The sequence below is a fragment of the Rhodococcus sp. (in: high G+C Gram-positive bacteria) genome (assembly GCF_049286785.1).
Taxonomy (GTDB): domain Bacteria; phylum Actinomycetota; class Actinomycetes; order Mycobacteriales; family Mycobacteriaceae; genus Rhodococcus_F.
Window position 1 is genome coordinate 1 of record NZ_JBAQEO010000094.1, and the last position, 20,126, is coordinate 20,126.

Here is a 20,126-nt window from a genome sequence, read left to right on the forward strand (position 1 = left end):
GTGGAAGAGCTCCTGGGCGGGTTGAACTGAGCGACTGCTCGGCCTCCGGTAGTGGGATGGGAACAAGGTCGATCCGGGTGCGGGGGAAGTATGTGACAGCACCGCGGGCGCGGGGGAGCTTGCCGAACCCCGACCAGCTCGCGGACCTGGCAGCCTAGCTGCCGGCCGGTACCTGATCCTCCTCGGACAGCATCGCCCCGGCCGGGGGAGGCGAGAGTCGGGCGGAGCGGTCGAGCAGATACAGCGCGGCTACACATACCGCCCCGACGACGGTCAGGGCCACCCAGATCAGGGCACCCAACTGTGCGTCGCTGAGGATCCCGAACACAGCGCCGGTGCCGAGATTGCCGAGCAGAATGCCGATCCCGACCACCGTGTTGTAGAAGCCGTAATGGGTAGCTACGAGCCTGCTACCGGAGAGGGCGACGACCGTGTCCATCTCGAACGGAAACACCGCCGCGGTGCCGACGGCCAACAGTGCAGCGGTCAACACCAGCGCGCCCGCGGCGGCCCACCCTCCCAGCGCGGCCGGACTGGGCAGCACCATCAGCGGAAGGAAGGCCAGCGCCATGATCGCCATGCCGGCGACCAAGCTTCGCCCCGAACCCCACCTGCGGGAGAACCAGGACGTGATCCGCAACTGCCCAGCGATCGCCACCATCCCCGACACCACGAACAGCGAGGTCACCAGGGCGGTGTCGGACCGGTCGTCACCGACCACCACCGCGGCCTGCAGCGGCAGCGCCAGATAGATCTGGAACGAGAGCACATAGGACCCGATCATCGCCAGAGCGAACAACACGAAGGGCCGGTTGGCCACCACCACACGCCAATCCTCGAGCACCGACGTCTTGGCCGCGGCCGTCTCGGCCCGATGCGCGGGCAGCGCCCAGATCTGCACGATCGTCAGCACGGCGAAGACCGCGGCCGCCGCCAGCGAGGTGACCCGGAAATCGAGGGTGGTCAGGGCGAGCCCGATCAGGGGGCCCAGCAAGATCCCGGCCTGGTAGAACACGTTGAAGACCGCGAACGCCTCAACCCGCCGTGGCCCTGCGTCGGCGGCCAGATACGCCCGCACGGCGGGGTTGAACAATGCACCGGCGAACCCGGTGGCGACCGAGGCGAGCAGGATCGCCGGCAGTGATTCCACGGCCGCGAGTAGCACGAAACCGGCGACCCGCAGCAGGCAGCCGGCGACAATCAGGGGTTTGTACCCGAGCCGGTCGGCGAGGGTGCCGCCCACCAGGAACATCCCCTGCTGGGAAAAGTTCCGCATGCCCAGGACCAGCCCGACCGCCCACGCCGCCAGGCCCAGTGGGCCTGCCAGGTACCCGGCCAGATACGGCATCAGCATGTAGAAACCCACGTTGATGGAGAACTGGTTGACCATCAGGACCCGGCTGGGCCGGTCGAAGCTGCGGAACTGGGTCAAAAGGTTCTTCATGAAACGCTCTCTGTGGGATCGACCACGGTGGCGCACCGGGTCCAGGACTTCACGACGTGGTCGGTCGGGTGGTCGATGGTCGCCGGTTCGGTCGGTGGGTTCGCGTTCAGCAGGCCGTGCGCGGCGCAGTAGTCGTCGTTGTAGACGGTGTCGAAGTAGCGCTGCGGGCCGTCGGGGAAAATGGCCGCGACCCGGGTCTCCGGGGCGCTGGTGCGGGCGATCCACCCGGCCGCCAGTGCCACCGCCCCCACGCTCCACCCGCCGCTGGCGTGATGGGTGGCGGCCAGGGTGCGGCAGGACCAGACCGCTTCGGGCGGGGCCACCCAGTGCACCTCGTCGAAGGCGGGGTAGTCGACGTTGTCGGGATAGATGCTCGAGCCCAGCCCGCGCATGAGCCGGGTACTGGCGGGTTGCCCGAAGATCGTCGAGCCGACGGTGTCGACGCCGACCAGTTTGAGTTCCGGGCAGAACCGGCGCAGCACCCGGGCCACCCCGGCGGAGTGCCCGCCGGTGCCCACCGAGCAGACCAGTGTGTCTACCCGGCCGACCTGGGCGATCAGTTCCAGGGCGAGGGACTCGTACGCCTCGACGTTGTCCGGGTTGGTGTATTGATCCGGGCACCACGAGCCGGGGTGCGCGGTCAGAAGTTCGCGGACCTTGTCCCGGCGGGCCTGTTGCCAGCCGCCGGTCGGGTGCGGGTCGTTGACCAGTTCGACGGTGGCGCCGTAGGCGGCGAGCATCCGGTGCACGATCGGCTCTAGGCCGGGGTCGGTGACGAGGGTGACGGGATGGTGGTGGGTGATCCCGGCCAAGGCCAAGCCCAGGCCGAGGGTGCCGCTGGTGGATTCGATGATCATCGCGCCGGGGGCGAGGTCACGACGGGCCTTGGCCCTTTCGACCATGTGCAGGGCGGGACGGTCTTTCATCCCCCCCGGGTTGGAGCCTTCGAGTTTCGCCCAGAAGCCCCGCCCGGCCTCGGCGAACGGCTCACCGATCCACAGGACGGGGGTGTTGCCGACCATGGTGCTCGGTTGCGGGCAGCGGGTGGCGGTGATCGGCAGAGGGGTCGACGACGGTGGGGCGAGGGCGGAGGGAACAGCACTGTTCATGGAGATAATCCCTGTATCCGACTGCGGCTATGCAGTGCATGAGTGATGGGCAGCACGACGAGGGCCACGAGGAGGAAGTCCCCGGTTGGCCTGCGGGCTGCTGCTCAACACCTGTTGATACAGAGTTCGTTCAAAACGGTCCGGCCGTGCCGGATGGGAATGGGCAGATCCGGCGGAGCCCGCGGAGTTCGCGGCGCCGACATCAGCACCAGCACCACGGCCATAGCCATCGCCGCGACCGCGCCGACGGTCAGCGGGCGGAGCGGATTGTCCGAGCGGGGCATCGCTACGACGCTGTGAGCCTCGTGGGCCACATGGGTCGACCCGTTGTCGATGTGCGGCGTGCCCGGGAGTCTGCTCCTCTGCCGGCAGCCCCGACGAGGAGGAAATATGAACGTCTTCGCTCTGATGATCGTGGGCCAGAGAGATGCCACATTGGGCGATCGTGTGCGCCAGCAGATAGAGGGCAGCGGCGACCGCAACTACCGTCCGCATACGCGGGAGGCGTATCGCAAGAGCCGTCACAACTTCTCGACTGTAGCAGCCGTGACCTGGGCGTTGGTCCAAGTCGCAAGGGATGCCGGGGGTGTGGGGTGACGTGCTGCGAGAGCGTCAGCTGCCTTCGCCGGCGAGGGCGAAGAGGCCGTCGTCGGTCTGTTCCACCAGACCGTCGACCAGGAGTGAGTGGAGGGCGCGGTCCCGCTGTCCCGGATCGCTGAGCCAGACCTGATCGAGATGCACGCGTTCGACGGGGGCTGAACTGCCGCGGAGCACAGCCATCAGCCGACCTCGCACCTGACGGTCGGTGCCGGCAAACTTCTGCACCTTGCGCCGCTCACCCGTATGTGCGGGGCGGCCGGCTTCCACCCAGGCGCAGCGGGGCAGGGGGCATCTCGAACACTCCGGTGACCGTGCGGTGCACACGGTGGCTCCGAGTTCCATCAGCGCGGCCGAGAACGTTGCGGCTCGTGGACGGGTCCGGGGCAGCAGTTCCGAGACATCCGCGAGGTCCCGTGTGGTCGACGGATTTCCCGGCTCGGCGTTGCCGTGGACGGCGCGGGCGACGACGCGTCGAACGTTGGTGTCGACGACGGGCACGCGTTGTCCGTATGCGAAGCAGGCGACTGCGCGAGCCGTATAGGCGCCGATTCCAGGAAGGGCGAGAAGTGCGTCGACATCGCTCGGCACGATGTCACCGTGCTCGTCGGCGAGCACCCCGGCACACTGGTGAAGCCTCAGCGCCCGACGGGGATAGCCGAGCTTGCCCCAGGCCCGCAGGACGTCGGCCTGGCTCGATGCCGCCATGAGTGACGGCACGGGCCAGCGCTGCACCCATTCCTCCCAGAGGGGAGCGACCCGGACCACCGGGGTCTGCTGGAGCATGATCTCGCTCATGAGGATGTGCCACGCGCTCACGCCCTCGCGTCGCCACGGCAGATCGCGCGCCTCGGCGTCATACCATCTGATCAGCGCAGACGGATCTACCGACACTTTTCCTCACACGTCCTTTCGCTCTGTTGCGAACCGGATGTTCCGTTGCCGTCACGCTCCCGCCTGCTCGGCGTAACAAGCCGGGTGCACAATAGCCCTATGCCCAACTCGAACCCGATTTCTGCGTGGAAGTCCCTACGTCAGGGTAACGAGCGCTTCGTCAACGGAGTCTCTCTGCACCCGAGTCAGGGAATCGCCGATCGTGCCAAACTCGTCAACGAGCAGCACCCCACCGCGGTGCTGTTCGGATGCGGTGACTCTCGTGTGGCTGCCGAGATCATCTTCGATCAAGGTCTCGGTGACATGTTCGTCGTGCGGACGGCAGGCCACGTGCTCGACGATTCCGTCCTCGGTTCCATCGAGTACGCGGTGGAAATCCTCGATGTACCTCTCATCGTCGTCCTCGGACACGACGGTTGCGGCGCAGTGAAGGCAACCCTCGACGCGCTCGACAAGGGCGAGGTGCCGAACGGGTTCATCCGCAGCGTCGTCGAGCGGGTCGCGCCCTCGATCCTGATGGGCCGTCGGGAGGGTCTGACCACTGTCGACGAGCTCGAGGGCCGTCACGTGGTGGAGACGGGATCGCTACTGATGCAGCGGTCGCGCATCATCGCGGAACGCGTCGAGCGGGGTGCGTGCGCCATCGCCGGTGTCACCTACAAGCTGTCCGACGGTCATATGCACCTGCAGGGAGCGGTCGGGGAGATCGGTGAGCTCGGCGACTGACCGCGACACGCCGTACCCGCTGAGCGCTTGCCGCACAGCCGCGAACTACCGTTGACTTCGTGCTGGAACCGAATGGACCGTTGCCGCCCGAAATCTACTGGCGCCGCCGAGCGCTGGCGATCGGCTGTGTCGTCGTCGTGTTGCTGCTGCTGGTGTGGCTGATCAGCTCGATCGCGGGTGGGGACGACTCACCAGAGTCCGAAGCGGCCGCCGCCAGTTCGTCATTGACCACACCCGTGTCCATTTCGTCCACGGCCTCGGGTTCGTCGTCGGCCGGTGGAGGTAGCGGTTCCGGTGGCAGCGGTGGCGGCGGCGCTGCAGCGGCCGGTGATACCTCGGGCGAAAAGGGTTCGTCATCGAGCGGTGCAGGGTCGAGCACAACGACAGCGAGCGGTCAGCCGGTCGCGGCGGGGCAGTGCCCGGATCAGTCGCTGGCCATCAAGGTGGCCGCCGACAAGCCGACGTATGCGGCAGGCGAAGAGCCGAGTTTCACCACGGTGATCACCAACATCGGCACGGTCGCCTGCGAGCGCGATCTCGGGAGCAGCCTCCAGCAGGTTCTCGTCTACACCATTGACGGCAGCGGGCGGCTATGGTCCAACATCGACTGCTTCCCGCAGTCCGCACCCGATGTGCGCAACCTCGCTCCGGGCCAGCAGGCCCAGTTCACCGTCAAGTGGTCGGCCAGGACCTCGGCACCGGATTGTCTCACCCAGCCGGAACCGCGGCGGGATCCGGTGGGGCCGGGCGCGTACACGGTGGTGGGCCAGCTGGGCCAGCTCCGCAGCGCCCCCGAACCGTTCAACCTCGCCTGATTTACCGGGCTCAGTCGTAGGGGCCGGAGATCGACGTCTCGGCCAGCCGCGACAACCCCTCGCGAATGTGGCGGGCCCACAGCCCGCCGATGCCCTCCACCGACTGCAGATCGGATGCGGTGGCCGCGAGCAGCGACTGCAGGTTGCCGAACGAGCCGATGAGTCGGTGGATCTGACCGAACTGAAGTCGGGGCACGCGCGTCAGCACGCGGTAGCCGCGGGGATTCATCGGTGCTTCCAGCGCCTCGATGGTGCCGGGATATCCGAAAGCCCGCGCCAGTACGGTGAGGTCGAGCAGGTCGGCGTCGGTGATCCTGTCGAGGGCGGTGAGTGTCTTCTCGACATCGACCGCGGCGGCCGGACCGACCCCGGCGAGGTAGTCGCGGACGATGAGTTCCCGCGACTCGTCGTTGTCACCGACGAGTTCTTCGAGCTGAAGTGCGAGCTGGCGGCCGTCGGTGCCGAGCTCGAGGACGTCCTGCTCGATCTCGACCGACACCCGGCGCACCATTTCGAGTCGTTGCACCACGGTCAGGGCGTCGCGTAGCGTGACGAAGTCCTCGATTTCCACCACGGAGAGCTGCCGCGTCACCCCGTCGAGCCTGGCCTTGTACCGCTCGAGTGTGGCGACTGCCTGATTGGCGCGCGACAGGATGGTGGCCGATCCGTCGATCACGTGCCGAATGCCGCCGACGTAGACGCTGACGATGCTCATCGACTGGCTGACCGACACCACGGGATACCCGGTCTGCATCGCGGTCCGCTCGGCGGCGCGGTGCCGCGTGCCGGACTCGACGGTGGGAATCGTGTGGTCGGGAACCAGTTGGACGTTGGCACGCACGATCCGTGAGCCGTCGGTGGACAGGACCACGGCGCCGTCCATCTTCGACAGTTCCCGCAGGCGGGTGGGGGCGAACTCGACGTCGAGGACGAACCCGCCGTCGCAGATCTCTTCCATCTGCTCGTCGTAGCCGAGAACGATCAACGCGCCCGTTCGACCGCGCAGAATGCGCTCCAGACCGTCGCGCAGAGCGGTGCCGGGAGCCAGCCGGGCAATCGTCTCGCGCAGTGCAGACGACGACACGGCATCGTTCATCGCGCAATACTCCCGCTGAGGTAGAAGTCACTTCCTGGGGGACCGTGGTGAAATTCGGTTCGGACCCGCGTTTAGATTACCTAGCCATGAGTAGTACCTGGACGTTGCCCGACGACCTGACCCTGCCGAAGCCGGTCGATTCCTTCCCCGCTGCAGGTCAGCCGTTGCCGCAGCACTGGAATCGGTGCTTCGGGTGCGGCGAACAGTCGCCCGACGGCATGGCGATGGCCTTCACCGCGGGGGACGGTCTCGACGCGTGGTGCCGGATGGAGGTGGCCAAGCGCTATCAGGGTGGCCCCGGCGTGATCCACGGCGGCATCCTGTCGGCGGCGTTCGACGAGGCGCAGGGGATGGCCTGCCGGGCCGCGACCGACGGTCCCGTCGTGACGGGTCATCTCGAGATCGATTTCGCGCGGCCCATTCCACTCGGGTCGATCCTGGAATTCCACGCTCATATCGACGGCATGGTCCGGCGCAAGGTCTACACGAGTGCGGAGGCCCGGATCGTGGCAGGACCGGGCGCCGACCCGGACGTCGTGGTGGCTACCTCCCGCGGCCTGTTCCTCACCGTGACCGCGGAGCATTTCGTGAAGACCAACGCATTTGTGGACGGCGTCCCCGACTCGCCCACCGGAACGTCGTCCATCTGAGAATCAGACGCGCAGGGCCGCGATCGCGGACCCGAGATTCCCCACCTCGGTGACCTTCATTCCGGGCGGTGCCGCCCCGGAGTCCAGCGGCACCAATGCCTTGGTGAAGCCGAGCCGTGCGGCCTCGGCGAGGCGACGGCCCACACCGGGTACCCGCCGGACCTCCCCGGCCAGACCCACCTCGCCCAAGATCACGAGTCCGTCCGGGACGGGTTTGTCCTTCACCGCCGAGGCCACCGCGAGCGCCAGTGCGAGGTCGGCCGAGGGTTCTGTCATGCGCATTCCGCCGACGGTGGCCGCGTAGACGTCGTTCTTCGCGATGGGGACTCCGCAACGCCGGTCGAGCACGGCGAGGACCATGGCTACGCGGGCGCTGTCGAGACCGCTCACGGCCCGTCTCGGCGCCGGCATGGAGGTGGCTGCCACGAGCGCCTGGACCTCCCCCAGCAGCGGCCGTTTGCCGTCCATCATGACTGTGACCGCGGTTCCCGGTACCGCCTCCCCGCGGTGATGCAGGAACAACCCGGACGGGTCGCTGATGCCGGCGATGCCGTCTTCACGGAGTTCGAAACACCCGACCTCGTCGGCGGCGCCGAATCGGTTCTTCACACCGCGCACCATCCGGAGGGTGGAGTGCTTGTCACCTTCGAAGTGCAGGACCACGTCCACGAGGTGCTCGAGCGACCGCGGTCCGGCCACTGCGCCGTCCTTGGTGACGTGACCGATGAGCAACACAGGCACACCGCTGGCCTTGGCGAGCGAGGTGAGGGCGCTGGTGACCGCCCTCACCTGGGTGACGCCGCCGACAACCCCGTCGACATCGGCCGCGAGCATGGTCTGCACCGAGTCCACGATCAGCAACGTCGGACGCACCTGCTCCACGTGCCCGAGCACGGTCGCGAGATCCGATTCGGCAGCGAGATACACACGTTCGTGAACTGCCCCGGTCCGATCGGCACGCAGCCGTACCTGACCGGCCGATTCCTCGCCCGTGACGTACAGAGACCGGTCGTCGGGGCCCCGCCGCGCCCACTGGTGGACGACCTCGAGGAGCAGGGTGGACTTGCCGACTCCGGGTTCACCGGCGAGGAGCACGACGGAACCGGGTACGACGCCACCGCCGAGCACGCGGTCGAGTTCGCCGATTCCCGTCGGCTTGGCCTTGGTCGACGTGCTGTCTATCTGGGTGATCGGGGTTGCGGGCGTGGAGGGAAGTACCGCGCCCGTTCCGGCTTTCGCGAGAGACGCACCCGGACGGCTGGGGATGGATGCCAGCACGGGGGCCTCGTCCATCGAACCCCAGCTACCGCAGTCGGGGCACCGTCCCACCCACTTGGGGACGGTGCACTGACATGAGGAACAGCGGAAGTTGGACTTCGGTTTGGCCACCCGGTCAGCCTAGGGAGCGGGTCCGACAGGGCCCGCGGCGCGGACTAGTGTCCGCTGCCCTCGACCGGGGACTTGTCGGACACGTGGCGCTCGGTCTCGTGACCGGCGTCGACGGGGACCTGCACGGTGACGTCTCCGGCCTTCGCGAACGTGAAGGTGACGGGGAAGGTGAGCCCTGGGCGGACGCCTTCCTCGAGGTCGTTCAGGACCACCAGTGCGACGTCGGTGGGGGCGTCGGCCGGCTTGTCCTTCTCCTCGCGGGCTTCACCGGTTGCGGCGGCGTCCTGCTCCGGAGTGCCTGCAGTAAGGGAGGTTTGGGGTTTGATCTCCAACCCGCCGGCCGACTCGCCGATCTTCACGGACTTCGCGAAGTCCGTGCTGATCTTCGTCAGCTTGTCGGGGGTCGCCTCACTGTCGTTTATGACGGTGAAGGCGAGGACGGCGTTGCCGCCGGGCTCGATGCTGTACTCCTCGGAGTTGGGGTACACCACGTGCACGTTGCGCAGTGCCAGGTCCCCGAGGTCTGCGGTGTTGCCGTTGACGGCAGCGACCTGAGACGAGGTCTGGGTGATCTGGCCCGAACCGCATGCGGACAGCGTGAGGGCTGCGCCGGCGGCGAGAGCGACAGCGGTAGCGACTCGGCGAGTCGACTTGTCGAAAGCAGTCACGAGTTGTCCTCCATGGCGTCAGTGTCACACTCCACTAGGGAGAGTAGTAGTTGGCTCGCGCGGCGTGCTCGCTGGGTACTCACAATGGTTGTCTGCGTGCGGTTTCGGTGCTGCGGGACGGGCTGTTTCGGCCCTCCGGAATGCACGTATCGGGGGCCCTGTCAACCCCTGCGGTCAGGCAACCGTGCCCCTGACCTGCACCGTTGATGCGACCAACATCCGGTCACGTGTTAAACTCGTAAGATCGAAAGGGGCACGGGACAGATGATTTTTAAGGTCGGAGACACCGTCGTATACCCCCATCACGGTGCGGCGTTGATCGAAGCAATTGAAACCCGCACCATCAAGGGTGAGCAGAAGGAATACCTCGTTCTCAAGGTTGCTCAGGGCGATCTCACCGTTCGGGTTCCCGCAGACAATGCCGAGTATGTAGGCGTACGTGACGTAGTCGGTCAGGAAGGCCTCGACAAGGTCTTCCAGGTATTGCGGGCTCCGCACACGGAGGAACCCACCAACTGGTCTCGCCGTTACAAGGCGAATCTCGAAAAGCTGGCGTCCGGTGACGTCAACAAGGTCGCCGAGGTCGTTCGTGACCTGTGGCGCCGTGAGCAGGATCGTGGATTGTCTGCCGGTGAGAAGCGCATGCTTGCAAAGGCGCGTCAGATTCTCGTCGGCGAGCTCGCTCTGGCCGAGGGCACAGACAACGACAAAGCTAACACCATTCTCGACGAGGTCCTCGCGGCCGCGTCCTAGACAGTCGCGAATTCACAGTGGCCGAGCATTCTGGTCCTGTAGTCGCGCTGGTTCCCGCCGCTGGTCAGGGAGTGCGCTTGGGCGAAAATACGCCCAAGGCGTTCGTTGAACTCGGCGGGACGACCATGCTTCAACGCGCGGTCGACGGGCTTCTCCGGTCGGAGGCCGTCGACCGCGTCGTCGTCATCGTGCCGGAAGAACTCGTGGGTTCCACGCGGACCCTGCTCCCGGACACCGTGACAGTGGTAGCGGGTGGCAGCGAACGTACCGATTCGGTGCGAGCCGGGCTCGCTGCTGTGGAGGACGCCGAGTACGTGCTGGTACACGATGCTGCCCGGGCGCTCACGCCGCCGTCGCTGATCGCGAGGGTTGTGGCAGAGCTTCGCGCCGGGCGCAATGCGGTGATTCCCGTCCTGCCGGTATCGGACACCATCAAGACCGTCGACGTGCTCGGTGCCGTCACCGGGACACCCGAACGCTCCGAACTGCGAGCCGTACAGACGCCGCAGGGTTTCACCGCGGAGCTGCTCCGGCGGGCTTATGCCGACGCGGACGGCGTCGCCACCGACGACTCCGGTCTGGTCGAACGACTCGGCGAGCGGGTTCGGAGCATCGTCGGAGAACCCACAGCATTCAAGATCACCACGCCGCTGGACCTCGTGCTGGCCCGCGCACTGGTCGAAGAGGGAGCGGGCTAGTGCGGGTCGGAATCGGAACCGATGTCCATCCGATCGAAACCGGCCGGCCGTGCTGGATGGCCGGTCTGCTCTTCGAGGGTGAAGACGGCTGCGCAGGTCATTCGGACGGTGATGTGGCCGTACATGCGCTGTGCGACGCCCTGCTCTCCGCAGCGGGGCTGGGTGATCTCGGGTCCGTCTTCGGGACCGGCAGGCCCGAGTGGTCGGGTGTGAGCGGCGCCGCCATGCTCGCCGAGGTACGTCGCCTCCTGGAGGAAGAAGATTTCGGTGTGGTCAATGCCGCAGTCCAGGTGATCGGTAACCGTCCGAAGATCGGGCCGAGGCGCGCCGAAGCGCAAAAAGTCTTGAGCGACATTCTGGGCGCACCGGTTTCGGTGTCCGCGACCACCACGGACGGGCTCGGATTGACCGGCCGAGGCGAGGGGATCGCCGCGATGGCCACCGCGTTGGTCATCGCCGGTCATAGCGCCAGGTAGGATGGCTGGTCGTGACCCTGCGCCTGTTCGACACCGAGACGCGGGCCGTGCGCGACTTCGTTCCGCTGGCCCCTGGACATGCGTCGGTGTATTTGTGTGGTGCCACCGTTCAGGGTGAACCCCATATCGGTCACGTGCGCAGCGGCGTCGCGTTCGACGTGCTGAGGCGCTGGTTGCTCGCGCACGACTTCGACGTCGCGTTCGTCCGTAACGTCACCGACATCGACGACAAGATTCTGAACAAGGCTGCCGAGGCCGCGCGTCCGTGGTGGGAGTGGGCTTCGACGTTCGAGCGTTCCTTCGCCTGGGCGTATCAGCAATTGGGTGTGCTGCCGCCGTCCATCGAGCCGCGCGCCACCGGGCACGTCACCCAGATGGTCGAGATGATGCAGCGGCTCATCGACAACGGTCATGCGTATTCCGCCGGCGGTGACGTCTACTTCGATGTCCGCAGCTATCCCGAATACGGCAGCCTGTCCGGGCACAAACTCGACGATGTCCATCAGGGCGAGAGTGCCGGTGAGTGCAAACGAGATCCTCGCGACTTCACGTTGTGGAAGGCGGAGAAGCCGGGCGAACCTTCGTGGCCCACACCGTGGGGTCGCGGCCGCCCGGGCTGGCACCTCGAGTGCTCGGCGATGGCCGAGTTCTATCTGGGGGCGTCGTTCGACATCCACTGCGGTGGACTGGACCTGGTGTTCCCTCACCATGAGAACGAGATCGCGCAGGCCAAGGGAGCGGGTGACGGGTTCGCCCGGTATTGGCTGCACAATGGCTGGGTCACCATGGGTGGTGAGAAGATGTCGAAGTCGCTGGGCAATGTGCTGTCGGTCCCGAACGTGTTGAAGAGGGTCCGCCCGCAGGAGCTGCGGTACTACCTCGGCAGTGCTCACTATCGGTCCATGCTCGAGTACTCCGACACCGCACTCGACGAGGGTGCGGCGGCCTTCCGTCGGATCGAGTCGTTCATTCACCGGACCCGGGAGCGGGCCGGTGAGGTCACCGTCGGGCAGTGGACCGAAGCTTTCGCTCACGCGTTGGACGACGATCTCGCAGTGCCTGCGGCGCTCGCCGAGGTGCACGGCAGGGTGCGTGAGGGCAACATCGCGCTCGAGGCGGGTGAATTCGATACTGCACGCGAGATCGCGTCGCAGGTGCGGGCGATGCTGAAGATTCTCGGTGTCGACCCGCTGGATCCGCACTGGATTCAGGAGACCGCGGATGCGTCCGCGGCAAACGAGGCTCTGGACGTTCTGGTCCGGGCCGAACTCGAGCGCAGGCAGGTTGCCCGCGCCGAGAAGAACTGGGCGGTGGCCGACGAAGTGCGTGACCGGTTGATCCGGGCGGGCATAGAGGTAACCGATACCCCCAATGGGCCCGAGTGGTCTCTCAAGGCAGGACAGTAATGGCTGGAAATTCGAGCAGGCGCGGAGCGGTCCGCAAGGTCGGTACCAAGAAGGGGCAGGTCGCAGGTTCCGGCGGGAATCGCCGCAGAGGGCTGGAAGGCCGCGGTGCCACGCCGCCTGCCGAGGCTCGCACGAAGCATCCGGCGGCCAAGCGGGCTGCGCGTGCCACGCGAGAAGCGGAGAAGCAACAGCAGGGGCGTGGTCGGCAGACCGGGGGCCGCAAGGTCCTCGACGGTCCCGAAACAGTGCTCGGGCGCAATCCCGTCGTCGAGTGCTTGCGTGCCGGTGTTCCGGCAACAGCGCTGTACGTCGCGGTCGGCACCGATACCGACGATCGTCTGACGGAGTCCGTGCAGCGAGCAGCCGACGCGGGTATCTCGATTCTCGAGGTTCCCCGTACCGATCTCGATCGGCTCAGCGCCAACGGCATGCACCAGGGCATCGCGCTGCAGGTGCCGCCGTACCGGTACGCGCACCCCGATGATCTCATTGCCGAAGCGCGCAAGCATCAGGAGGCGCCGCTGCTGGTGGCTCTCGACAACATCACCGACCCCCGCAACCTCGGCGCTGTCGTGCGTTCGGTGGCTGCGTTCGGTGGACACGGTGTGGTCATCCCCGAGCGGCGCAGCGCTTCGGTCACCGCGGTGGCGTGGCGGACGAGTGCCGGTGCCGCCGCGCGGCTGCCGATCGCACGCGCAACCAATCTCACTCGCACACTGAAGGATTGGGCCTCCAAGGGTGTTCAGGTCGTAGGCCTCGATGCGGAGGGTGACACCACGCTCGACGAGTTCGACGGCAGCGGTCCGGTGGTGATCGTGGTCGGGTCGGAAGGGAAGGGTCTCTCGCGTCTGGTGCGTGAGAACTGCGACGCCATCCTCAGCATTCCGATGGCCGGACCGGTGGAGTCATTGAACGCCTCCGTCGCAGCCGGTGTCGTGCTGGCGGATATCGCCCGCCGCCGGCGCAGCTAGTCACCGCAGTCAGCCGGCGCGAACCCTTCGGTGGAAGCGGACGCGGTGCCCGGGTCGTAATTGGGCTACCGCAGAAACCGCCGCCGGGGAGATGACGGCGATCACCGGGTAGTCGCCCGTCACCGGGTGATCCGCGAGGAACAGGATCGGCTGCCCTTCCGACGTCACCTCGATCGCGCCCGGCACGATCCCGTCGCTCGTGTGTTCCCCGCCGATGGCGCGGTGCAGTGGTCCCGGGCCCAGGAGTCGCGCGCCCACTCGGTTGGTGTCCGGGCTCACCGTCCACGTTTCGTGGAGGAGGGCGTGCACGGATGCGGGTGTGAACCACCTGTCCTGCGGGCCCAGTCGCACCTCCATCTCGAACGGGTCGTCGGGGGGCGTGGGAGGGGGAGCGAACTCGTCCGCGGGCCAGTCGGCCGCCTCGGCGTTCACCAGAATTTCGTCGCCTTCCTTGACAGGCTCCGGACCGATCCCGGTCAGGGTGTCGGTCGACCGGCTGCCCATCACGACCGGCATGTCGATGCCGCCGCGCACGCCCAGGTAGGTGCGTACACCCTCGGTGGGGAAACCCATCTCGATCAGGTCTCCCGCCTCGAGGTGCAGCATCGTGTAGTCGGGCACTGCCTGCCCGTTGGCGGTGAGGGGCACCCGGGCGCCGGTGACGGCCACGGACAGCGCCCCGACTGCGCGGGCGGCGAATCCTCCCAAGGTGATCTCGAGTGTCGCGGCCCCGGGCTGGTTGCCCACCAGACGATTGGCGCAGTCGTGGGCAACGCGGTCGGCGGCACCGGACTCGCCGACGCCCTCGGATGCGTGTCCGGGACGTCCTCGGTCCTGAACAGTCGTAAGTGGTCCGCTGCGCACGATCTCGAGCCAAGCCATCGTCCGATTGTCTCGCACTGCCGCCACCGGGACCGCTGGTTCGGCCCTGTTCGCCCAGGTTCGCTGAACCGATGTCACAGTCGTCTAGTCAGAATGGACCGATGTCGCATTCGGCGGATTTACCGGGCCGTATCCGCCGCCGCCCGGCGTCTCGATGACCAAGACGTCACCGGGTCGAACGTCCACCGAGTCACAAGCGTTCATGTGGTGGGTGGTGCCGTCGACGCGCTCGACGCGGTTGCTGCCCAGGCCGCCGGGGGAGCCGCCGGCCATTCCGTAGGGCGGCACGCGCCGATGTCCGGACAGGGTGCTCACCGTCATCGGTTCCTGGAACCGCAGTCGCCGAGTCGCGCCGTCGCCGCCCCGCCAGCGGCCGTCCCCGCCGCTGCCGCGCCGGATCGAGAAGTCCTCGAGAAGAACCGGGAGGCGCCATTCGAGCACCTCGGGATCGGTGAGCCGGGAGTTGGTCATGTGCGTCTGTACCACCGACACTCCGTCGAAGCCGTCGCCCGCCCCCGAGCCGGAACCGAGCGTCTCGTAGTGCTGGTGCCGTTCGTTTCCGAACGTGACGTTGTTCATCGTCCCGGATCCTTCGGCCTGCACAGCGAGGGCGGCGAACAGCGCACCGGTCACCGCCTGCGAGGTCTCCACATTGCCGGCGACCACCGCGGCCGGATAAGTGGGCGCGAGCATCGAGCCCTCGGGGATGATGACGTGCAATGGACGAAGACAGCCGTCGTTGAGAGGGATGTCGTCCGCGACGAGGGTACGGAAGACGTACAGCACGGCGGCTGTCGCCACCGACGACGGTGCATTGAAATTCGAGTCGAGCTGTGGCGAGGTGCCACCGAAGTCGATTGTTGCCGAACGGTTCTCGCGATCAACCGTGATCTTCACGGCAATCACCGCCCCCGAGTCCATCTCGTATCGGTACGAGCCCTCGTCGAGGACGTCGAGCACCCGGCGGACGGATTCTTCCGCATTGTCCTGCACGTGCCGCATGTAGGCTTCCACGACGTCGAGGCCGAAGTGGTCGATCATCTTCCCGACCTCGGCGACTCCCTTGTTGTTGGCGGCGATCTGGGCGCGCAGGTCGGCGAGGTTGGTGTCCGGATTCCGTGACGGGTAGGGCGCGTCCGTCAGCAACCGCAGCGTCTCGGATTCCCGGAACCGCCCGTCCTCGACGAGTAGCCAGTTGTCGAACAGGACGCCTTCTTCGCGTATTTCCCGGCTGATCGCCGGCATCGACCCGGGGGTGAGCCCGCCGATCTCGGCATGGTGACCGCGGGATGCGACGTAGAACAGGATCTGGTTTCCATACTCGCCGAACACCGGTGTGATGACGGTGATGTCGGGAAGATGTGTTCCGCCGTGGTACGGGTCGTTGACGGCGTAGACGTCTCCGCGACGCATCGACCCGTCACGGCGGCGGACCACTTCCTTCACGCTTGCGCCCATCGAGCCGAGGTGCACGGGGATGTGCGGGGCATTGGCGATCAGGTTTCCGTCGGGATCGAAAAGGGCACAGGAGAAGTCGAGCCGTTCCTTGATGTTGACCGACTGCGCTGTCGATTCGAGGGCCGCCCCCATCTGTTCGGCGATCGACATGAACAGATTGTTGAAGATCTCGAGCATGACCGGATCCGCTTCGGTGCCGACCTTCGCATCTCCGGAGGCTGTGACCCGTTGGAGCAGGATGTGTCCGGCTGTCGTGAGCGTGCCCTGCCAGCCGTGGTCGACGACGGTGGTGGAGTTGGCCTCCGTGAGAATCGCGGGACCGGTGACGGTGTCGCCCGGTCGCATCAGTTCCCGCTCGTACAGCGGTGTCTCGTGCCAGGTTCCACGGGCGTACATCCGCACCGTGTCGATAGCCTTCGGTGTGGCGAGCGGCTCCGTCGGCGTGCCGGCCGCTGTCGGTGCGCCGACGCCGGACAGGTCCGGCTGATCGGTGAGACCGGTTGCCTCCACCGCGACCGCGTCGACGATCAGTGTGCGTTCCATCAGGAACGAGTACGTCCTGAGGTGAATCTCCTCGAACTGCGCGACCATGACGTCCAGATCGGTGAGGGCAACCGGAACGGTGGTGTCCGTGCCGTCGTAACGCAGGTGCGCATGACGCGACATCCGGATCCGCTCGGCCGCGATCCCCTCGTCGAGCAGTTCGGCGCGGGCGGCAGATTCCAGGGTTTCGGCCACCTCGGCCAGCCGGCGCATGTGAGCAGGCTCGAGCGGTGTGACCACCGATTGCTCGCGCATGGCAGTGGTGTCTGCCAACCCCATGCCGAGCGCCGACAGGACGCCGGCCATCGGCGGGACGAGCACGGTCCGGATGCCGAGCGACTCGGCGACCGCGCAGGCGTGCTGACCGCCGGCGCCGCCGAAGGTGGTCAGTGCGTATTCGGTGACGTCGTGGCCCTTCTGGACCGAGATGTGCTTGACAGCGTTGGCCATGTTCGCCACCGCGATCTGCAGGAAGCCCTCGGCCACCTGCTCGGGCGTGCGGTCGTCGTCGGTGGAGCGGCGGATCTCGGCGGCCAACTCGGCGAACCCGCCCCGCACGACGTCGCGGTCGAGCGGTCGGTCGTTGTCCGCGCCGAATACGTGGGGAAAGTGCTCGGGCTGGATGCGGCCGAGCATGACGTTGGCGTCCGTGACGGCCAGCGGCCCACCGCCCCGATAGCAGGCGGGTCCGGGGTCTGCGCCGGCCGAGTCCGGACCCACTCGGTACCGGCTGCCGTCGAAGTGGAGGATCGAGCCGCCGCCGGCGGCCACGGTATGGATGTCGAGCATCGGCGCCCGCAACCGGACCCCCGCCACCTGGGTGTCGAATACCCGCTCGAACTCGCCGGCGAAGTGGGACACGTCGGTGGAGGTGCCGCCCATGTCGAAGCCGATCACCTTGTCGAAACCCGCCAGCTGCGACATCCGCACCATGCCGACGATGCCGCCTGCCGGGCCGGACAGGATCGCATCCTTGCCCCGGAAGTGACCGGCCTCGGCGAGCCCGCCGTTGGACTGCATGAACATCAGCGGCACGCCCGGCAGTTGCTGTGCCACCTGGTCGACGTAGCGGCGCAGGACGGGGGAGAGGTAGGCGTCGACGACGGCCGTGTCGCCGCGAGGAACCAGCTTCATGAGCGGGCTCGCCACGCTCGACAGGGAGATCTGCGAGAACCCGATCTCCTGCGCGAGCTCACCGACGGCCGCTTCGTGCTCGGGGTACAGGTGGCTGTGCATGCACACGACCGCGAGTGCGTCGATGCCGTCTTCGTGCACGCGCCGCAACTCGGTGGCCAGCCGATCGAGATCGGGTGTGCGCAGAACGGTGCCGTCGGCGGCGATGCGTTCGTCGACCTCGATCACCCGCTCGTACAGCAGTTCGGGAAGGACGATGTGCCGATCGAAGATGCGGGGCCGATTCTGGTAGCCGATGCGCAGGGCATCACCGAACCCCTTGGTGATGACCAGGACCGTGCGTGCTCCGGCGCGTTCGAGCAAGGCGTTCGTGGCCACGGTGGTGCCCATCCGCACCTGCCTCACCTGATCGGCGGTTACCGCCTCGTCTGCGGCGAGGCCGAGCAGGGCCCGGATTCCGGCGACGGCGGCGTCGGAATAGCGGGACGGGTTCTCGGACAGCAACTTGTGGGTGACGAGCGTGCCGTCGGGTCGGCGACCGACGACGTCGGTGAAGGTGCCGCCGCGGTCTACCCAGAATTCCCAGCCCACACCAGCCACCAGTTCTCCCTTGTCCGAGTGATCGGCGTCAATCCTAGGCAGTCGGTCGTGTGGTTGCCGGGACGGTGATCCGGCCCGCGTTCTTTCGTCTCGTCGATCCGGTCAACCGGCAGATCAGGTAGATCACGAAGGAGATCGTGGTGACGAAACTCGATACGGGTATGCCGGGTGCGAGGGACAGCAGGATGCCGCCGACGGCGGAGAGTTCCGCGAACACGATCGCCAGGATCGTTGCCTTCAGCGGGCTCGCGGTGACGTAGGCGGCGGCCGCGGCCGGGGTGATGAGCAGGGCCATCACCAGCAGTGCCCCCACGATCTGCACACCGAGAGCGGCGGTGACGCCGACCAGCACGGCGAACACGATCGACAGCGCACGCACCGGAACGCCGCGGGCCACGGCGACGTCGGGATCGGTGCTCGCGAACAGCAGTGGACGATAGATCGCGACGAGGACTCCGATCACCACCACCGCGCAGAGCAGCAGCAGTTGGAGACCGGTGCTGCCCGGTGCAACGATCTGCCCGATCAGCAGGGAGAAACTGGTCCCGGTCCGGCCTTCGTACGACCAGATGAACAGCACGGAGAGGCCGAGTCCGAAGGCCATGATCACGCCGATCACCGAATCCCGGTCGCGGGCTTTCGCTCCCAACAAGCCGAACAGCACCGCCGCGACGACCGAACCGGCGATCGCGCCGAGCCCCACACTGACACCGACGAGCAGGGCCGCCGACGCACCGGTCAGGGAGAGTTCGCTGGTGCCGTGCACGGCGAACGACATCTGCCTGCTCACGATCAGCGGGCCGATCGCGCCGGCCAACAGCCCGAGGATGGCGCCGGCGATCAACGCCTGCTGGACGAAGTCGTACTGCAGAAGGTCGAGGGTGGCCGAGACGTCGAACATGCGGGACATCGCGTCGGTGAACTTGTTGCTCATGCGTGGTCCTCGCCTGTGTGGTGCACGCCTTCACCGGGGCGCAGTCCGCCTGCGCTGCCGAGGGCGTCGATGGCGTCACCGCTCCCGATCACGACGAGCCGGCCACGTACCTTCAGCACCTCGACGTCGGTGCGGTACAACTCGGACAGCGCCTCCGACGTCATGACGTCTCCGGGTGTGCCGATGCGGAATTGTCCGTCGACGAGATACAGCACCCGGTCCACCAACGGCAGAATCGGATTGATCTCGTGGGTGACGAACAGCACGGCGGTGTCGTGGGTGCGGCGTCGTCGGTCGATGAGACTCGAGACGCGGCTCTGGTTGGCCAGGTCGAGGCTGAGCAGCGGCTCGTCACACAGCAGGACCTGTGGGTCACCGACGAGTGCCTGCGCGATTCGGAGCCGTTGCTGTTCGCCGCCGGACATCGACCCGATGGGCGCGTCGGCGTACCTTTCTGCGCCCACCTGGGCGATCGCGTCGTCCACGATGGCGCGCCTGCGTTTGCGCCGCAGGAAGCCCGTGCCCCACTGGTGCCCGTCGACGCCGAGACCGACGAGGTCCCGGCCGCGCAGTGGTAGCCCCTCGTCGAGCGATTTCTGCTGAGGGATGTATCCGACGTGCGAATTGCCCGCGCGGGCAGGCATTCCTGCGATCTCCGCGGTGCCCGCACTGAGGGCGAGCTGGCCGAGAAGCACTTTGAGTAGCGACGTCTTGCCTGAACCGTTGGGCCCGAGTACGGCGACGAATTCGCCGGGTTCCACAGTGAGGTCGAGGTCTTGCCAGAGCGTGCGCTCGCCGAAGGACAGCCGCGCCCCCGTCAGTTGCACTGCGGGGACGCGGCCGCTTCCGCTGTTTGTCGAAGTATGTTCTGTCACAAGTTGAT

General features: G+C 67.0%; 20 protein-coding genes. 9 read left to right on the plus strand and 11 right to left on the minus strand.

The window, feature by feature from the left end; translation table 11 throughout:
• Window positions 1-154: 154 nt before the first annotated feature.
• From WAW17_RS03465 to WAW17_RS03475, 3 genes are all read right to left on the minus strand, one after another.
• A complete protein-coding gene (locus WAW17_RS03465; RefSeq protein ID WP_422331615.1) occupies window positions 155-1,444 on the minus strand; it encodes an MFS transporter in 1,290 nt (429 codons plus the stop codon).
• Window positions 1,441-2,553 (minus strand): PLP-dependent cysteine synthase family protein, encoded by a 1,113-nt coding sequence (locus WAW17_RS03470; protein WP_422331616.1) that lies wholly within the window; start codon window positions 2,551-2,553, stop codon window positions 1,441-1,443. The genes WAW17_RS03465 and WAW17_RS03470 overlap by 4 nt, the downstream gene beginning before the upstream one ends.
• Window positions 2,554-2,657: 104 nt before the next feature.
• Window positions 2,658-2,837, minus strand: coding sequence for a hypothetical protein (locus WAW17_RS03475; protein ID WP_422331617.1), 180 nt, complete (start codon window positions 2,835-2,837; stop codon window positions 2,658-2,660).
• A 106-nt stretch (window positions 2,838-2,943) separates the two neighbouring features.
• Between WAW17_RS03475 and WAW17_RS03480 the strand changes: the two genes are divergently transcribed.
• Window positions 2,944-3,150, plus strand: coding sequence for a hypothetical protein (locus tag WAW17_RS03480; protein ID WP_422331618.1), 207 nt, complete (start codon window positions 2,944-2,946; stop codon window positions 3,148-3,150).
• Between the two features lie 15 nt (window positions 3,151-3,165).
• Here the strand turns inward: WAW17_RS03480 and WAW17_RS03485 are convergent, their stop codons facing one another.
• On the minus strand, window positions 3,166-4,044 hold the full coding sequence (locus tag WAW17_RS03485) for an A/G-specific adenine glycosylase (RefSeq protein WP_422331619.1): 879 nt from the start codon (window positions 4,042-4,044) through the stop codon (window positions 3,166-3,168).
• 99 nt (window positions 4,045-4,143) lie between these two features.
• Between WAW17_RS03485 and WAW17_RS03490 the strand changes: the two genes are divergently transcribed.
• Both WAW17_RS03490 and WAW17_RS03495 read left to right on the plus strand, forming a co-directional pair.
• Window positions 4,144-4,770, plus strand: coding sequence for a carbonic anhydrase (locus WAW17_RS03490; RefSeq protein ID WP_422331620.1), 627 nt, complete (start codon window positions 4,144-4,146; stop codon window positions 4,768-4,770).
• Between the two features lie 59 nt (window positions 4,771-4,829).
• A complete protein-coding gene (locus WAW17_RS03495) occupies window positions 4,830-5,585 on the plus strand; it encodes a hypothetical protein (RefSeq protein WP_422331621.1) in 756 nt (251 codons plus the stop codon).
• 10 nt (window positions 5,586-5,595) lie between these two features.
• Here the strand turns inward: WAW17_RS03495 and disA are convergent, their stop codons facing one another.
• A complete protein-coding gene (gene disA, locus WAW17_RS03500; protein ID WP_422331622.1) occupies window positions 5,596-6,681 on the minus strand; it encodes a DNA integrity scanning diadenylate cyclase DisA in 1,086 nt (361 codons plus the stop codon).
• Between the two features lie 86 nt (window positions 6,682-6,767).
• Between disA and WAW17_RS03505 the strand changes: the two genes are divergently transcribed.
• On the plus strand, window positions 6,768-7,331 hold the full coding sequence (locus WAW17_RS03505) for a PaaI family thioesterase (RefSeq protein ID WP_422331623.1): 564 nt from the start codon (window positions 6,768-6,770) through the stop codon (window positions 7,329-7,331).
• 3 nt (window positions 7,332-7,334) lie between these two features.
• Here WAW17_RS03505 and radA read toward each other — a convergent pair whose 3' ends face one another.
• On the minus strand, window positions 7,335-8,720 hold the full coding sequence (gene radA / locus WAW17_RS03510; RefSeq protein WP_422331624.1) for a DNA repair protein RadA: 1,386 nt from the start codon (window positions 8,718-8,720) through the stop codon (window positions 7,335-7,337).
• 44 nt (window positions 8,721-8,764) lie between these two features.
• Window positions 8,765-9,388 (minus strand): hypothetical protein, encoded by a 624-nt coding sequence (locus tag WAW17_RS03515; RefSeq protein WP_422331625.1) that lies wholly within the window; start codon window positions 9,386-9,388, stop codon window positions 8,765-8,767.
• Between the two features lie 264 nt (window positions 9,389-9,652).
• Between WAW17_RS03515 and carD the strand changes: the two genes are divergently transcribed.
• The 5 genes from carD to rlmB are packed head-to-tail and all read left to right on the plus strand — an operon-like array spanning window position 9,653 to window position 13,692.
• Window positions 9,653-10,141 carry an RNA polymerase-binding transcription factor CarD gene (gene carD / locus WAW17_RS03520; RefSeq protein WP_422331626.1) on the plus strand — a complete coding sequence of 163 codons (489 nt, stop codon included), beginning with the start codon at window positions 9,653-9,655 and terminating at the stop codon, window positions 10,139-10,141.
• A 17-nt stretch (window positions 10,142-10,158) separates the two neighbouring features.
• Window positions 10,159-10,839, plus strand: coding sequence for a 2-C-methyl-D-erythritol 4-phosphate cytidylyltransferase (gene ispD, locus WAW17_RS03525; RefSeq protein WP_422331627.1), 681 nt, complete (start codon window positions 10,159-10,161; stop codon window positions 10,837-10,839).
• The gene (ispF, locus tag WAW17_RS03530; protein ID WP_422331628.1) at window positions 10,839-11,315 is read left to right on the plus strand and encodes a 2-C-methyl-D-erythritol 2,4-cyclodiphosphate synthase; all 477 of its coding nucleotides are present in this window, start codon (window positions 10,839-10,841) and stop codon (window positions 11,313-11,315) included. Before ispD ends, ispF begins: the two co-directional genes overlap by 1 nt.
• Before the next feature lie 11 nt (window positions 11,316-11,326).
• On the plus strand, window positions 11,327-12,721 hold the full coding sequence (gene cysS / locus WAW17_RS03535; protein ID WP_422331629.1) for a cysteine--tRNA ligase: 1,395 nt from the start codon (window positions 11,327-11,329) through the stop codon (window positions 12,719-12,721).
• Window positions 12,721-13,692 carry a 23S rRNA (guanosine(2251)-2'-O)-methyltransferase RlmB gene (gene rlmB, locus WAW17_RS03540; RefSeq protein ID WP_422331630.1) on the plus strand — a complete coding sequence of 324 codons (972 nt, stop codon included), beginning with the start codon at window positions 12,721-12,723 and terminating at the stop codon, window positions 13,690-13,692. Before cysS ends, rlmB begins: the two co-directional genes overlap by 1 nt.
• A gap of 9 nt (window positions 13,693-13,701) precedes the next feature.
• Here the strand turns inward: rlmB and WAW17_RS03545 are convergent, their stop codons facing one another.
• From WAW17_RS03545 to WAW17_RS03560, 4 genes are all read right to left on the minus strand, one after another.
• Window positions 13,702-14,574, minus strand: coding sequence for a biotin-dependent carboxyltransferase family protein (locus WAW17_RS03545; protein WP_422331631.1), 873 nt, complete (start codon window positions 14,572-14,574; stop codon window positions 13,702-13,704).
• 84 nt (window positions 14,575-14,658) lie between these two features.
• Window positions 14,659-18,309, minus strand: coding sequence for a hydantoinase B/oxoprolinase family protein (locus WAW17_RS03550; protein ID WP_422331632.1), 3,651 nt, complete (start codon window positions 18,307-18,309; stop codon window positions 14,659-14,661).
• A gap of 34 nt (window positions 18,310-18,343) precedes the next feature.
• Window positions 18,344-19,243, minus strand: coding sequence for a metal ABC transporter permease (locus WAW17_RS03555; protein ID WP_422331633.1), 900 nt, complete (start codon window positions 19,241-19,243; stop codon window positions 18,344-18,346).
• The gene (locus WAW17_RS03560; RefSeq protein ID WP_422331634.1) at window positions 19,240-20,118 is read right to left on the minus strand and encodes a metal ABC transporter ATP-binding protein; all 879 of its coding nucleotides are present in this window, start codon (window positions 20,116-20,118) and stop codon (window positions 19,240-19,242) included. Before WAW17_RS03560 ends, WAW17_RS03555 begins: the two co-directional genes overlap by 4 nt.
• Window positions 20,119-20,126 lie beyond the last annotated feature (8 nt).

Bases quoted from the DNA above. Each gene is read 5' to 3' on its own strand.
- WAW17_RS03465 (WP_422331615.1), bottom strand. From the start codon at position 1,444: ATGAAGAACCTTTTGACCCAGTTCCGCAGCTTCGACCGGCCCAGCCGG.
- WAW17_RS03470 (WP_422331616.1), bottom strand. From the start codon at position 2,553: ATGAACAGTGCTGTTCCCTCCGCCCTCGCCCCACCGTCGTCGACCCCT.
- WAW17_RS03475 (WP_422331617.1), bottom strand. From the start codon at position 2,837: ATGCCCCGCTCGGACAATCCGCTCCGCCCGCTGACCGTCGGCGCGGTC.
- WAW17_RS03480 (WP_422331618.1), top strand. From the start codon at position 2,944: ATGAACGTCTTCGCTCTGATGATCGTGGGCCAGAGAGATGCCACATTG.
- WAW17_RS03490 (WP_422331620.1), top strand. From the start codon at position 4,144: ATGCCCAACTCGAACCCGATTTCTGCGTGGAAGTCCCTACGTCAGGGT.
- disA (WP_422331622.1), bottom strand. From the start codon at position 6,681: ATGAACGATGCCGTGTCGTCGTCTGCACTGCGCGAGACGATTGCCCGG.
- WAW17_RS03505 (WP_422331623.1), top strand. From the start codon at position 6,768: ATGAGTAGTACCTGGACGTTGCCCGACGACCTGACCCTGCCGAAGCCG.
- carD (WP_422331626.1), top strand. From the start codon at position 9,653: ATGATTTTTAAGGTCGGAGACACCGTCGTATACCCCCATCACGGTGCG.
- rlmB (WP_422331630.1), top strand. From the start codon at position 12,721: ATGGCTGGAAATTCGAGCAGGCGCGGAGCGGTCCGCAAGGTCGGTACC.
- WAW17_RS03545 (WP_422331631.1), bottom strand. From the start codon at position 14,574: ATGGCTTGGCTCGAGATCGTGCGCAGCGGACCACTTACGACTGTTCAG.
- WAW17_RS03555 (WP_422331633.1), bottom strand. From the start codon at position 19,243: ATGAGCAACAAGTTCACCGACGCGATGTCCCGCATGTTCGACGTCTCG.